Origin of the sequence: Photorhabdus khanii NC19 (genome assembly GCF_000517265.1) — a bacterium.
Taxonomy (GTDB): Bacteria; Pseudomonadota; Gammaproteobacteria; order Enterobacterales; family Enterobacteriaceae; genus Photorhabdus; species Photorhabdus khanii.
Genome location: NZ_AYSJ01000002.1, coordinates 903,157 through 919,134 on the forward strand (window position 1 = coordinate 903,157; position 15,978 = coordinate 919,134).

Annotated in this window: 8 protein-coding genes and 1 pseudogene; 6 read left to right on the forward strand and 3 right to left on the reverse strand. The window is 46.0% G+C overall.

The window, feature by feature from the left end; genetic code table 11:
* Window positions 1-79 precede the first annotated feature (79 nt).
* Window positions 80-269, forward strand: a pseudogene (locus PTE_RS27140) (transposase); the annotation flags it as partial.
* A gap of 58 nt (window positions 270-327) precedes the next feature.
* On the opposite strand, the gene PTE_RS03930 reads toward PTE_RS27140, so the two are convergent.
* From PTE_RS03930 to PTE_RS23335, 3 genes are all read right to left on the reverse strand, one after another.
* Window positions 328-627: a helix-turn-helix domain-containing protein gene (locus tag PTE_RS03930; RefSeq protein WP_036843306.1), complete on the reverse strand. Its 300-nt coding sequence runs from the start codon at window positions 625-627 to the stop codon at window positions 328-330.
* 2 nt (window positions 628-629) lie between these two features.
* Entirely contained in the window at window positions 630-938 is a 309-nt protein-coding gene (locus tag PTE_RS03935; RefSeq protein ID WP_241826128.1) for a type II toxin-antitoxin system RelE/ParE family toxin, read from the reverse strand.
* Window positions 939-1,130: 192 nt separating this feature from the next.
* Window positions 1,131-1,316, reverse strand: coding sequence for a type II toxin-antitoxin system RelE/ParE family toxin (locus PTE_RS23335; protein WP_036843307.1), 186 nt, complete (start codon window positions 1,314-1,316; stop codon window positions 1,131-1,133).
* Window positions 1,317-2,134: 818 nt separating this feature from the next.
* Here PTE_RS23335 and PTE_RS03945 point away from each other — a divergent pair.
* The 5 genes from PTE_RS03945 to PTE_RS26270 form a co-directional block, all read left to right on the forward strand.
* Window positions 2,135-4,015 (forward strand): lipase family protein, encoded by a 1,881-nt coding sequence (locus PTE_RS03945; RefSeq protein WP_036843309.1) that lies wholly within the window; start codon window positions 2,135-2,137, stop codon window positions 4,013-4,015.
* Complete coding sequence (locus tag PTE_RS03950) at window positions 4,012-4,755, forward strand: hypothetical protein (RefSeq protein WP_036843310.1); 744 nt, start codon at window positions 4,012-4,014, stop codon at window positions 4,753-4,755. Before PTE_RS03945 ends, PTE_RS03950 begins: the two co-directional genes overlap by 4 nt.
* Before the next feature lie 249 nt (window positions 4,756-5,004).
* Window positions 5,005-5,382, forward strand: coding sequence for a hypothetical protein (locus PTE_RS03955; RefSeq protein WP_051477142.1), 378 nt, complete (start codon window positions 5,005-5,007; stop codon window positions 5,380-5,382).
* A gap of 1,996 nt (window positions 5,383-7,378) precedes the next feature.
* Complete coding sequence (locus tag PTE_RS26795) at window positions 7,379-9,562, forward strand: AMP-binding protein (protein ID WP_051477144.1); 2,184 nt, start codon at window positions 7,379-7,381, stop codon at window positions 9,560-9,562.
* Window positions 9,563-9,608: 46 nt separating this feature from the next.
* Window positions 9,609-15,978 (forward strand): non-ribosomal peptide synthetase (locus tag PTE_RS26270; protein ID WP_280739717.1); only part of this gene is annotated, 6,370 nt, incomplete at its 3' end.

Below are 15,978 nucleotides of genomic sequence, written 5' to 3' on the forward strand. Positions count from 1 at the left end.
AGGCATGTCTAATTTAGAAGAACTTTACTGCGGCGTCGATGACTTTTGCCAACAATTTATTCCTTTATGTGCTTCTGGGGTTATCAATGATTGCGGTGAACTTTTGGCGGTTAAGTTGACCTCAGAAAATAAGGATGATCGTCATCCCGTCAAAGCGCGGGTTAACAGGATGTATGGATGGCGATAAAGGGTATTTGTCACAGGCCTTGTGCGATGAGCTGAAAGCAGAAGAAATAACATTAATCACCTATTTAAAACAAAGTACCAGATAAAAAAACAGCACTTTGTCAATAATCTGAAGAAAGCCCGCTTTGCGGACTTTCTTCCTTAAAGGTGGAAAGCTATGCGCTTACCTGTTGGAAGAGTCACATCAAGGCTTAATTCACCGCCCAATGCTTTCACATAGCGCTTAAGTGTTGATAGCCTTGGATCATTGTCAGCTTGTTCCATACGAGCAACGGAAGGCTGTTTGACCCCCATAACAGCGGCCAATTCTGTTTGTGAAATTTTTAGCTCATCGCGCAGTTGGCTAAGAGCGATCTGGATACTGGCTTCTTCAACCCGTTCCGCGATTCTTGCCTGCATTTCAGGACTTTCTTTAGCCAATAGTTCTCTGTAAGTAGCCATGATTATTTCTCCAGTTTTGCAAGATGTTTACGGTACTCGGAATCAGCCAGCCGAATCATATCCTTATAGAAGCGTTTCTCATTTAATCCCGTTTTATCGCCAGCACACAAAATAATTGCGCGGCGAGTAGGATCAAATGCAAAAAACGCTCTGATAGGATTACCAGCATGTTGTACACGCAGTTCCTTCATGTTAGAGAAATCAGAACCACTCAATGTATCAACATATGATCTGCCAAGATTTGGGCCGAACTTTTCCAATACACCCATAGCTTCATAGACTGACTCCCTTAGAGCATCTTCCTGAGCCAGGAATCACTCATCAAAGCACTCTGTCGTTATGACTTCCCACATATCGATTCCATAGCCTATTTGTTATAATCAAAAATATAACGTATTCACTATAATTTCAACCGTGGCTGCACGATTTTATATGAATGAGAACATAAAAAACTGTGGGGCACTTATGTTGCAATAGCTTCTGTAAAATAGTTATCTGTTTCTTCACTTAATTTTATCCCGGATACCAATGCAAATCTCCACCAGTCCTTTGTTCTTAATCATAGTTGTAATCTTTTCATCTGAAAGGTCAGCGTAATGTTTTGCCAGCTCCCTGAATCCAGCCAGTTCGCGATCATCAATGTTCGCCATATTCCTACCAGAAACATAAACAAATAATTGGCGAATTATTGCTTCTCTTGAAGGCTGACATTGTTTTTACAATAGTAAGCAGGCTCAATTGAATCAAAAAGACATTTTTATTCCTAACGGGAAACCCGTCAACAGCGAAGTACAATCGATTGGGAAAAATAGTAATACCATTATTCCCGATATTTAATGAAGGGTTAGCTGTTAATGAAACATCTAAACAGATGATGTAATTAGTTATCATGATAGATTGTGATAAGTATATTTTTTAATTAAAAATTAATGTGTTATATGCTTTTCATGATGGTTGATGGGGATATAAATGAATTTGAGACTGTTTTATATATCGTGGATTATTTTTCTGAGAAAATGGACTATTGCCATCCATTTTATACTTTATTAGATTGGAGATAATTGAATCTGCACTCAGTTTGTAATGCTTTATTACAGTTTTTAACACTTTATTACAAATTTATTTTTTTAAAATGAAAATTTTTCTTGCCATTTTGTGATTGTTTAATGATTATTAAATAGGCTACATTATAGGGTCTGTCTGAAAGAAATTTCATATCCTGTTCCCCTTATTCACGGGGATTAATTGATTGGGATTCATATCTGTATTCCTGTCGTTCAACTCACTATTACTCACTGCATAAGCTGCGATGTTTGTCTGTGATAGTAGGATTTTTACGGGTTTATTTCTTGGGTAAAGAAATAAATTATTTTAATTCCTAAGCATGGGCGCTTTTCTGGTGATGAAGGTTATTTATCACTGGCCGGAACAAACCTTGTGGGATTTTCAGCACAGGAAGTTTGGGTCGAGTGCTTATATGTAAGGTTAAAAGAAAGAAGCCAAACCAATGGGTATATCAGATCCGCTTCTAGGTTTAGATTGTAAGAAGTATTTGAGACACTGGGTGGAATTTCAGTTGGTGGATGAACAGGGAAAGCCGCTGGTCAACCAGCCTTATCGCCTGATCAGTCGCGGAACCCCGGGTTATGTGCGTCAGGGGGCAACCGATGGTTTCGGGGTACTCAGGGAAGAAGACCTGACAGCTTTTCCGGTGACCTTGTATATCCACGCTCAATCGTTAGCGGATGAAATGGAACAGCGCCCGTTGCGGGAAATACGCGGTGAAGCGGCGTCGGTGGTGAAGCTAAAAGCGGAAGGCTATCAATATCGCTATGTGACTATCGGGCAGATCAGTGATGGTTTGCCGGAGATTGCGGGGTGGGATCCCGAAGATATTCCACCTCCCCACCATTTCCCGAACCCGGAGCCAAAAGGCTATGAAGTTCATCCGTTAAATCGACGATATGTACTGGAAGTATGTCCGTTTCGGGCCTGGGTTTTGCAGTTACATCATCAAAAAGAGTATTCCATCGTTAATGCGTATAACCAATGTTTGATGAGTGTGCTGGCTTATGCCGATGGTGATATCAATGAGGAAGGTTCTGTTAAACATTTTTTTAACCGGCAAATGGTGGATGTCTCAACGTTGCCCTATAAAGTGGAAGAGTTGTCGGCAACGCCTGTGGTCTACGATGTGCCGTTCAGTGAACGTTATACCCAGGTGGAGTTTGTTGACTCATCAAATATTGATGGGGTACGAGGTGATACCCAACTGTTTTATGTGGCCAGTCAAAATGATGTGATTGTCAGTTGGCGAGGTACAGCCAGTAAGGAGGATATCCTGACGGATGCTACGTACCAGCCTTTGGGGTTAGGTTGCGATGAAAAAGCGTTGTGCAGCGGGTTTATTCACAGTGGCAAAGTGCATGCAGGATTCTGGGAGGCTTTTAGTTTGGTTGGTAAGTTAAGAGTTCCCAGTGATACAACTCAAGAAGTATTTCCCGATATTATCAGGCTGGTTAAAAATAAACGGTTATTTGTCTGTGGTCACAGTTTGGGTGGTGCACTGGCATTACTGCATTGCGCGCAACTGAAAGAATATGATCCGTGTTTTTATAGCTACGGAATGCCGCGAGTGTTAACAGTTAGTGCGGTACGGGAACTGGCAGATATCACCCATTACCGCCATGTGAATGAAGATGATCCTATCCCCTCTTTACCGCCGGAAAAAAATCTGGATAACTGGCTGTATGATTGCTGGGGACCACTAGGCTATTTGTTTAGCCCTGTTGAATTGCTGGATTTTACCAGCAGTGGTGAAATTTTCTTGCATCACGGAAAAATAGTACACTTTTGTAAAATTAATCTGGTCATTGAATGGTTGGAAGAACGTAACCCCAGTAATCATGTTCGGCTGAGGACCACCTTACCCACCAAAACAAAACTGTATTTAATTCCGTCATTAAACCGTGAAACGGAAAATAATCTGAAGGATGCCGGGGAGATTCAGAAGGGATTTTTTAAACAGATAAGCGATACGGATAAGGCTAAATGGTTTCCGTCGAATGAGAACCCGACCGTAAAGGATGCTCTGGGTTTTCCTGATCATAGTTCTCTGAAATATGCCCATTATATTGGTGCACGACTTGCAGAACTGGTTGCACCGGATAAATACCATTTTTTCCGGGATCAGGAACAATTATTTGAAAAAACGTTGGATGAACGGACTGATATTGTTGCAGGTATTCGGCAACGCGATGCATTATTTTTACAGATGGATCATCAGTTGATACAAGCACTGATCTGCACTCAACAAGATAAACAAGGGGCGTTAGCCTTAACACGCTATACGGATAACGCTGTAGGAATTGAGGAAGATTTATCATGATAAATATCAGGCAATACTTATCGCTCTTGTCGGTTATTTTAATATCTGGTTGTGCAGACCCGGATGCACCACTTTCTCCCCCCAAAGATAATCTGTGGATCACAGTTGAAGGGGTAGCACCGAAATATACACAACCGTATGTATCCGCTGTGTATATCTCAAAAGATTGTCTTAAATATCGGCTACATGCTGACATGTCGCCTTTTAAGGTACCAACCTATAACGGGCTTCGTTTGAAGGTCAAAGCCAATCCGCAAACAGGTTACTTTCAAGCCAAATTACCTTTTAATGGTGGGGGACGATGCAAATGGAAAATTGACCGAGCCTTTGTGTCGGTCAGTTATACCGATGTCCGTCATCTAGTAAAAGATGCTATCCCGTATTCAGGAACAGGTTTAACTGCCTTTATCAACGACGCAGTTCAGACGAATATTAGTGAAATCGCTGCCTTAAATACCATTGATTTCAGCCCGGTTATTTATCCTGTTTTGGACTTAGTAGAGGGATTCCCGAAACGTATATTTTTACAAGGTGAAGTATCAAAAATGCGCTCCTTTCGACTGACATTAACTCCAGGAGCGGAATGGAAAATTACCTTTAAGCCTAAGCTGGATGAAACCAAAATGGCGAAGGTTACTGTGACTAACGGGGAAGGTGAGTGGGTTGAATATCCTGGAGGTAAGATTGATAACGGTACTCAAGAAGTCGATTTTCGGTACATGTATAAGAACATGAAGTAACGCTATCCGGATAGTGCGATAGGAATTGAGGAAGATTTATCATGATAAATATCAAGCAATACTTATCGTTCTTGTCAGTTATTTTAATAATATCAGGTTGTGCTGACACAAATCCGTATATATCGACCTGCATTAAGTTACATTCCCTTGATTGGAAATAATGAGCACCCGGTGGTTAGAGACAATAAACCTCCTCCACCAGATAAACGTGACTTAGATTTAAGCTAATGATTATAGGGTTGGTTTGAGATGATAAAGTTTTGCAATATTATTATAGCGATTATTGTATTTTCCTCTCTTTTTACTGCCATGATGCAAGTATTGACGCTTAATGATTATATTTTTAGTGTTTATTTGGCGTGGTGGACTATTCCAGCAAAAGTGGCTACTGTTATTGTATCTATTTACGTCTTTGCTCTAATTTTTAAGTTTTTACCATTTATTCTTGTTATTTTTACATTCAGTCTGATTCTGGCTGTAGATGTATGGGATTGGTCATTATGGATTTCGATTCTTGTATTTATTTGGCCCGTTATTGTTTTCTTTTTTTATTGTGCAATTAATAAAAGCCTAAAATATAATACAAGTGATCTATTCGGGGGTATTAATGATGATGGAAAAAATTAAATACGGAGCATTTCTCTTTTTTTCAGTGATTAATCAGTTGAGGGTAAAAAAACAGATATCCCATTAATGCCGGATTTTTAAAAGGTACAGCATGACTAAAAACGACCTATTCACTGTCATGTTTAATGCATTTATCGGTGATTCTATCCCTAGGTTATGGGACCTTTACCTAGCCTGCCATGACCATTTAAAAACACAAAAACAGAGATATTAAATATACCTAGCCGGACATAACCATGTAAAAACACGAAAAAGGACATTAAAGCATTTAATAAAATCCATTAACCATTAAAAAATAAAAATAATACAAGAAAAAGATAGAGAAAACAAAAAGTCTGACAGGATTTAAATCCTGAAAAAATGATTGATTATCCGAAAGACATAAAGGGGTATCTTTAAATCATCAGGTTATTTACTGGCTGATTTATGAGGATAAAATAAATTGTGGTGACTTATGAAAACCTTTTAAAACTGTCAGTAAACCTTATCATAAACGATATGATTATGTAGAAAAAGAGGAAAAATTAAAAACAGCGTCAGTAAAGATGAAAAGCGGGTGTGATTAACATTCGTTAAACGTAAAACACGATGTGCCATGATGATTAAACTTAATGAAAAGCAGGCGTTAAAAGGGGTAAAGCAATCGTTAAAACTTTAGGCTTATCTGGCATTTACTACGAACATTTTAATGATTAACTATTTGTATATCAGGGAAAATATAGTTGGTAAGGATACATACATTATTGACTGGATATATTCTGGGTTTTTCGAAAGATATTTTGTAAATATAGGATATTATGATCAGGGTATTAAATATTAAATTTTTATTCCTGTTTTATATATATATTGATTTTTGACTTTAATCATATTTTTAATATGAAATTTAAAGTATGATAAGACTTTTTAGGGTAATTATTGTATTAAGATGGGTTTTTAGTATCTTTTGATTGATTTCATTGTGTTTGTTAATTAATTGCTTAAGCTGTTTATTATTTACCTATTGAATATATTAATAATCTATATGATGATTTTAGGCTGTTTTAAATTTTCCAGAGATATATCTGATGGGTATATAACATCTTCATTTAATCTAAGTGAGATCCTTAACTGTGAAAGGCTTGTGCTCAAGCTATAATGGGTTTTAGCCGAGGAGATGACCCCTTCTTTTAGCAATGATTGTGATGGAAGGTCAAGGCGTCTTAATGTAGATGTTCACTGATATTTACAAGCTAAACGGTATAGGACTTTAATTTCGCTTGCATCATGCGATGATAAATATCGTTTAATATCCGATAATTCATATCAAAGAAGGGCTCTCTTTTAATATGTTGCTTAATGATTAATACTCTATTGCATAAATTCTGATCTTAGCTATATTATAATAAAATAATATATGGTTAGATTGATTTTAATTTAAAATTGTTTCTTTATGGAGTTAAAGATAATTAACTTTAACATTAATTATAGTAATTTATTTTTATAAAACAACATGTTGTTAAATTGATTTTAGCTTGAACTTATATTTTAAAGTAATTAAATATACAGGATATCTTTTCAAATGTTTAAAAGTTGGATTTGGTGTGGTGATTTATTTGCTATTTGTTTGAAGAGGAAGTCTTATTTTGTAATAAGTTACCGAAGTAAGTTCATGTTAATAGAATAGTCGTTGATGATTCTCGTTTAAGTCATGGATTTAAGTGTTAATTAAAGGTGTTTATCTGAAAAATAGCGATGAAATAGAACGTATATTTATAGAATCACAAATGAACCATTTATCCCATTATTAGGAAAGTTATCGTTACAGAATCACTAATAAAGCGGTTGTTTATACCCAGCTCCAGAGAGAAAACGTTGCCTGAATATTTTAATTGATGCTTAACGTGCCCATTTTTATTCCGTCCAGGATTAAGTGGGACAAAAGTAAAAGAAAAAACACTTGTGATAATTGTCGAGAATGACAGTTGCTAAATATCTAACAGATTCATTGAGGTAGTAGATGAAAGATAACATTGCTAAAGCGGAAAGTGTCCTGAAAACCGAACTTCTCTCTCAGACGTCAGAAAATATAACTAATAACGTAAAAAATATACCTGTTCTGTCACGTCGCTGCGTCGTGATCGGGGGAACAACCCTTGCTGTGTTCTGTGCCGAACAAATTCAGGCAGCCGGGCATACGATACAAGCAATGTTGACTACCGATACTGTTTTGCAAACATGGGCTGCCCGGCAAGGGATTGTTTGTGTGAACTCGGTTGAGGCATTACACACGCAAATTGCGCAACACCCTGTGGACTGGCTTTTCTCCATCGTTAACCCGATTATCCTGCCCGCGGCGCTGATTGAGCAGATTCGTGGTGGTGCTTTTAATTATCACAATAGCCCCTTGCCACGTTATGCGGGCAGTCATGCCACTTCCTGGGCGCTGTTAGCGAGGGAGACACATTACGCCATTTCGTGGCATTGCATTGAGGTGGGGGTGGACACCGGCGATATTGCTGTGCAATGGCCGGTAGCTATTGAAGAGCACGATAATGCGTTTTCATTGAACCTGAAATGTTATCAGGCGGCTCAGGAAGGATTTATTAAACTGCTTAGGGATCTTGAGCAGGGCAAGTTGGTGACTTATCCGCAAGATCTGACACAACGGAGCTTTTATCGTCAGTCACGTCGCCCCGATGGCGGGGGGTATCTGTGCTGGCAGCAGCCGGGTGAGGCACTGTCAGCTTTGGTTCGGGCGTTAGATTTTGGCGAAAATTACTTAAATCCACTGGGTTGCCCGAAACTGTTACTGAAGCAGGGGCCGGTGCGGATTTCCTGGCTGCAACGGCTGAACCACCGTTCTGAGGAGGCACCCGGTACGTTGATTGCGCTAGAGGAGGAGGCCTGGCAGGTAACAACTGGCAGTGAGGATGTTCGGATCGGGGGTTTCGCCACACTTGAGGGCAAATTACTGTCCGCCGGGGAGCTTGCCGATATATCAGAACTCAGGCCCGGCCAGCAGTTGCCTCTGCTCTCCCTACAACAGGCGCAGAATGTAAAAGATACGCTCCAGGCACTCGCGTCCGGTGAATCATTTTGGCGTGAGCGTCTTGCCTCTTTGCTGCCCCTGCAATTACCGTTCGAAACTACCGGGAAATCAGCAGAACCTAAATGGGCATTAAGTGCCTGGCAATCCCCACTATTAAAGAATGGTGAAAAAGCCCCATTACAGACATTCGCTATTTATCTTGCGCGTTTGACTCATCAGACTGAATTCCAAATCGGCTGGTGTGTGGATAGGGTAAAAAATGAACCGAATGGGTTGTCTGGTTTGGCACCGGTGGTGCCAATGACGATTAAGGTGGAGTTTGATCAGCCGTGGTGTACGGTAGCGAACTGGATAAATGATGAGCTTGCACAACTGGCGCAGCATCGTACATTTTGCCGTGATCTCCTTTCTCGTTCTCCTTCACTGTGTGCTATCCCGGCATTAACAACAAGCCGCCCGTGGCGGGTTGCCGTCTCTTTCATACCGGATGACAAACCGTGGGAGCAGAATGCGTTAGGTGAATTACTGACACTCCAGATGAATAATCAGGGGGGCTTTCGCTGGATCTACGATGCAAATCGTCTGAACGCAGAAGCGGTTCAGCGGATGAGTGAACATTTACAGGTGTTGGCATCATCGGCAGGGGAGGGGGATGACATTCCTGTCTGGCAGTTCAATTTGTTGCCTGAAGCTGAACGCACACTGCTACTGGAAACCTGGAATGCAACCCAAACGCGATACCCTGACCAAACATGCATTCACTGGTTGTTTGAACAACAGGCAGAGAAAACCCCGGAAGCGATAGCGCTGGTGTATGAAGAACACATTCTTAGTTATGCCGAATTAAATGCCCGTGCTAATCGGCTGGCGCATCAACTGATAGCGTTAGGCGTCGTACCGGATCAGCGGGTGGCAATTTGCGTCGCGAGTTCGCCGGCGCAGATAGTGGGATTACTGGCCGTACTGAAAGCCGGAGGTGCCTATGTACCGCTAGACCCGGCTTATCCGGGGGAACGTCTGGTTCATATTTTAACCGATGCTGCACCGGCGATTGTACTGGCAGATAATACGGGACGTACCGCGCTAGGCGAAAAAGTACTGGCTGCTTTTACCGTGCTGGAGCCAAATTCATTGCCCGACCAGCCCGGATAGCAACCTGCAAATACCAGCATTAACCCCACGCCACCTGGCGTATGTAATTTATACTTCCGGTTCGACCGGCATACCAAAGGGGGTGATGGTCGAACATCGTGGGCTGGTTAACCTGATCCAAGAAAAAATCGTTCAGTTTGATATTCATTCGGGTAGCCGGATGTTGCAGTTTGCCTCGTTTGGTTTTGATGCCAGCGTCTGGGAAACCATGATGGCGTTATGCAGTGGGGCTACTTTGGCGATCCCGGCCGATACGGTTCGTCAGGAGCCCCGCTATCTCTGGCATTATCTGGAAGAGCAGGCGATAACCCATGCCTGCCTGACCCCGGCCCTGCTCCGGGAGGGGACCGATTTACCGGAAATAGCGATAAGACCAACGTTGATACTCGGTGGTGAAGCCCCTAGTGCAACATTGCTTCAAGCCCTGTGTCGTCGGGCAACGGTGTTTAATGCTTATGGCCCGACAGAAATCACGGTGTGTGCGGCCACCTGGCGTTGTCCATCAGACTACACTGAGGGAGTCATTGCGATTGGGCGTCCGACAGCGAACACCCAGGTTTATTTATTGAATACTGACGGCCAGCCGGTGCCGTTAGGCGCAGTCGGTGAGCTGTATATTGGCGGCGTGGGAGTGGCGCGAGGCTATCTCAACCGACCTGATTTGACGGAGGAACGTTTTCTGGCAAATCCGTTTAGTCGTGAACCGGATGCTCGCCTGTACCGCACCGGGGATTTGGCCCGCTACCTGCCAGACGGCAACCTGGCGTTCCTGGGCCGTAATGACCAGCAGGTGAAAATCCGTGGTTTCCGCATTGAGCTGGGAGAAATCGAAGCCCGATTGTTGGAACATCCGGCGGTGAGCGAAGCGCTGGTGCGGGCTCTGGGCGACGATCAGGATAAACGGTTGGTAGCTTATGTGGTGGCAGAAGCGGATGACCGGCTGGTTAACAGCTTGCGTACCTATCTGAGTGCCATTTTACCGGATTATATGGTGCCAGCGGCCTTTGTACGTCTGGAGACCTTCCCGTTGACGCCAAACGGCAAATTGGATCGTCGAGCACTGCCAGCACCGGGGGAAGAAGCTTTTGCCCGGCAGATTTATGCCGCGCCGCAAGGGGAGATAGAAACTCTGCTGGCTGTTGTCTGGGGTGAGTTGTTGGGCATTGAACAGGTGAGTCGGCATGACAGCTTCTTTGCCTTGGGCGGTCATTCGTTGCTAGCGGTACGGATGGTTGAACGTCTGCGTAGCGCGGGGTTAACACTGGCGGTGCGTGATTTATTCCAATCCCCAGTGTTATCTGAATTTGCCCAAACAGTTGGGCAGTCACCGACAGTGATGGTGCCGGCGAATGTCATGACTCCGACGACCACGGCACTCACACCTGAAATGTTGCCGTTGATTGATCTCACTCAGTCTGAAATTGACCATATTGTGGCGCAGGTACCGGGTGGGGTTGCCAATATTCAGGATATTTATGGCTTGTCACCGTTGCAGGATGGCATTTTGTTCCACCATCTGCTGGCGAATAAAGGTGACCCGTATCTATTTGTTAGCCAGATAACCTTTGTTGACCGCGCTCTGTTGGACAGCTATTTAGTGGCTGTCCAACAGGTGGTTAATCGTCACGATATTCTGCGTACCGCCTTTGTTTGGCAAGGATTATCAGCGTCGGTACAAGTGGTTTGGCGTCAAGCGCAATTATCGGTCACTGAACTGACACTAGACCCGATTGATGGGCCGGTCCGTGACCAGTTAGCTCAACATTTTGCCCCACATCACTATCGCCTAGACTTGAACCAAGCCCCCTTATTGCACTTTGCGGTAGCGCAGGAGGAGGATGGTCGTTGGGTTGTATTGCAATTGCTGCATCATCTGATTGGCGACCATACGACGCTGGAAGTGATGAACGGTGAAATTCAGGCTTATCTTGCCGGACAGGAAGAGAACTTGCCTGTGCCGATCCCTTTCCGCAATCTGGTGGCGCAGGCCCGGTTGGGGGTGAATCAGGCCGAGCATACCTGCTTCTTTACTAATATGTTGGCTGAAGTGGATCAACCGACGCTGCCATTCGGGTTGACGGAGGTCCATCAGGATGGTTCACAGGTGACGGAGTCGTACCGGATGTTACCCGCGAGGTTAAATGACCGCCTGCGCAGTCAGGCTCGGTGTCTGGGCGTCAGTTTGGCGACTTTGTGCCATTTGGCCTGGGCACAGGTGTTGTCACGTACCAGCGGACAGGTGAAAGTGGTGTTCGGCACCGTCTTGTTTGGGCGAATGCAGGCCGGAGAAGGGGCTGACAGCGGTATGGGGCTGTTTATCAATACCTTGCCGTTACGACTGGATATGGATGATACCTCGGTGCAGGACAGTGTACGGTTAGCCCATACCCGGTTAGCCGAATTGCTGGAGCATGAACATGCATCACTGGCATTGGCTCAGCGTTGCAGTGGGGTGCCAGGGGAAATTCCGCTCTTCAGTGCTTTGCTGAACTATCGACATAATGATCAACCGACGATCCCAAATAAAGTGATGCCGGGTATTGAATTCCTTGGTGCACAGGAACGAACTAACTATCCGTTTGTGCTGTCAGTGGAGGACGGTGGCTCTAGTTTAGGATTAACTGCTCAGGTGGTACAGCCGTTTGATTCGGAACGGGTATGTGGTTATATGCAACAGGCGCTAGAAAGTCTGGCAGCGGCGCTTGAACAGCGGCCAGAGACACCGGTACAAGCATTGAATATCTTGCCGGCAGCGGAGAAAAAGTTGTTGCTGGCAACCTGGAATGTAACCGAAACGTCGTATCCCGATCACGGTTGTATTCACCGACTGTTTGAGCAATGGGCAGAGAAAAGTCCAGATGCCACCGCACTGGTGTATGAAGAACAGCTCCTCAGTTATGCCGAGCTCAATGTCCGTGCTAACCGGCTGGCGCATCAACTGATAGCGTTGGGCGTCACCCCGGACCAACGGGTGGCGGTTTGCGTGTCACGTTCACCGGCAATGGTGGTGGGGGTATTAGCGGTGCTGAAAGCCGGGGGGGTCTACGTGCCGCTGGATCCGGTCTACACCGGTGAGCGTCTGGCACATATCCTGACCGATGCGGCCTCCGTTATTTTGCTGGCAGATAATGTCGGGCGTGATGCGTTGGGAGAAGACGCGCTGGCAGGGCTGACGATATTTGACCCGAATAGCCTGCCTGATCAGCCGGACAGTAACCCACAAGTGCCGACATTGACGGCACAACATCTGGCGTATGTGATTTACACCTCGGGCTCGACCGGCACGCCGAAAGGGGTGATGGTGGAACATCGTCATATCCTGCGTTTGTTTGACGCCACTGAATCTTGGTATCACTTTAACCGGCAAGATATTTGGTGCCTGTTTCATTCCATTGCGTTTGACTTCTCGGTGTGGGAATTATGGGGAGCCTTACGCTACGGCGCTAAACTGGTACTGGTTCCGCACGCGATTGCCCGTTCACCCCAGGAGCTGCATCAATTCGTGTGTCAGCACGGTATTACCGTATTGAATCAGACCCCCAGTGCCTTCAAAGCCTTTATTACCAGTTATGTCGCCAACCCATTGCCGGATAAGTTGCGCTATATCATCTTTGGTGGGGAAGCACTCGATCCGGGTATTTTGAAGCCGTGGTATGCCCTGCGTGAAGAGACATTGCCTCAATTGGTGAATATGTACGGCATCACCGAGACCACAGTTCACGTCACTTACCGGGCACTGACTCGCCATGATGTAGAACAGACAATGAGCCCTATTGGCACGCGGCTCCCGGACTTAACCCTCTATCTGCTGGATAAGTATGGTCAGCCAGTCCCGTTAGGCGCGGTGGGTGAGTTATATATTGGCGGGGCCGGTGTGGCACGGGGTTATCTCAATCGTCCTGAACTGACGGCAGAACGTTTCTTAGCAGATCCGTTTAGTCATCTTCCCGATGCCCGGATGTACCGGACTGGGGATTTGGCCCGCTACCTGCCGGACGGTAATCTGGAATTCATAGGCCGTAATGACCAGCAGGTGAAAATCCGCGGTTTCCGTATTGAGCTGGGGGAAATCGAAGCCCGATTGCTGGAACACCCAGCAGTGCATGAAGTGGTTGTGCAGGTGATGGGCGGCGGTCAGGAAAAACGGTTGGTGGCTTATGTGGTGGCAGACGTGGATGAGGCGTTGGTTAACCATCTGCATACTCACTTAAGTACGGTTTTACCGGATTACATGGTGCCGGCCGCTTTCGTGCGTCTGGAGACCTTTCCGTTGACGCCAAACGGCAAATTGGATCGTCGGGCATTACCGATACCGGGGAAAGAAGATTTTGCCCGGCAGATTTACGCCGCACCATTAGGAGAGATGGAAACCACATTAGCCGCTATCTGGTGTGAATTACTGGGTGTTGAACGGATTAGTCGGTATGACAACTTTTTCACACTAGGTGGGCATTCGCTGTTAGCCGTGCGAATGATGAACCGAATAGCGGCGTTGGGGATTGAATTACCGCTGTCCACGCTGTTTACATTCCCGTCTTTGATGGCTTTTGCTGAAGTGATGCGTGCCCGGATTGATGAGTCTGGCGAGGTATTGCCCGCTATCGTTCCGCTATCCCATGAGGACCCATTGCCGTTATCATTTGCGCAACAACGCCTGTGGTTCCTGACCCAGCTTGACGGGGTGAGTGAGACTTATCATATTCCGCTGGCCCTGCGTCTACAGGGGTATCTGGATATTGTTGCCTGGCAACAGGCGCTTGGTACGCTATTTGCCCGCCACGAAGCGTTGCGCTCTGTCTTCGTTGCCGTTGACGGTCAACCGCAAGTAGAGTTGTTGCCGGCGGCATCAGGCTTGCCGATGAAAAAATACGATCTGCGTGACACGCCTGATGGAGATGCGCAGCTTGTGTTTCTCTCTACTCAGGAAGCCAATGCGCCGTTTGATCTTGCCGGTGGCCCATTAATTCGTTCCGCTCTGGTACAACTGGCTGACGATGATCACGTTTTCTTGCTGACCCTGCATCATATTGTTTTTGATGGCTGGTCTGTCAGCGTGTTGATGCGTGAATTGAGCACCCTGTACACCGCTTTTCTGGCGGGGCAGCCGGATCCGTTGCTACCATTGACGATTCAATATCCTGATTACGCCGCCTGGCAGCGTCAATGGCTGTCGGCTGAACGTATACAGTCCCAATCTGACTATTGGCGTGAGAGGCTGGTTGATGCGCCGGTTCTGCTGGATTTGCCGACTGACCGGCCACGTCCGCCTCAGCAGTCGTTTGCCGGGGCCTTATTGCCGGTCAGTCTGGATGCGGAGTTAACTCAATCCCTTAAACGCCTGAGTGAGCAGCAAGGGGTCACGTTATTTATGACCCTGTTAGCGGCGTGGGCGACAGTCCTGTCGCGCCTGTCGGGTCAGGAAGATCTGGTGATCGGTACGCCAAGTGCGGGCCGAAGTCGGCAGGAAGTGGAATCCCTGATTGGCTTCTTTGTGAATACGCTGGCGTTGCGTATGGATTTATCCGGTGCACCCAATGTAACGGAATTACTAGCGCAGGTGCGGCAAACTGCTTTGGCGGCACAGGAGCATCAGGATCTGCCGTTTGAACAGGTGGTGGAAATCGTGCAACCGCCGCGCCAACTGACGCATACCCCGCTGTTCCAGGTGATGTTTGCCTGGCAGAACAATGAAAGCACGGAATGGAAACTACCGGGATTGGTGGTTTCACCTGCCGATCAACGCATTGATATCGCTAAGTTTGATCTTGAACTGACCCTGTCTGAGGTGGACGGTCAGATTGCGGGTTATCTGAGTTATGCCACCGCCCTGTTTGATCAAGCGACCATTGAGCGGCAGGTGGGCTATCTCCATACCGTACTGCGCGAGATGGCGGCTAACCCGCAACAGCCGGTTGGGAAAATCGATATCTTGAGCGTGGCGGAGCGTCAGCTGTTATTGGCAACCTGGAATGCGACCGAAGCGTCGTATCCCGATCATGGTTGTATTCACCGGCTATTTGAGCAACAGGCAGAGAAAAGCCCGGATGCCCCGGCGCTGGTGTCTGCAGGGCAACTCCTCAGTTATGCCGAATTAAATACCCGGGCTAATCGGCTGGCGTATCAACTGATAGCGTTAGGCGTCGCACCGGATCAGCGGGTAGCCATTTGCGTCGCAAGTTCGCCGGCGCGGATAGTGGGATTGCTGGCGGTATTGAAAGCGGGTGGCGCCTATGTGCCGTTAGACCCGGCTTATCCGGGGGAACGTCTGGCCCATATTTTAACCGATGCTGCGCCGGCGATTGTACTGGCAGATAATACGGGACGTACCGCGCTAGGCGAAAAAGTACTGGCTGCACTGACCGTGCTGGAGCCAAATTCATTGCCCGACCAGCCGGATAGCAACCCGCAAGTCCCGG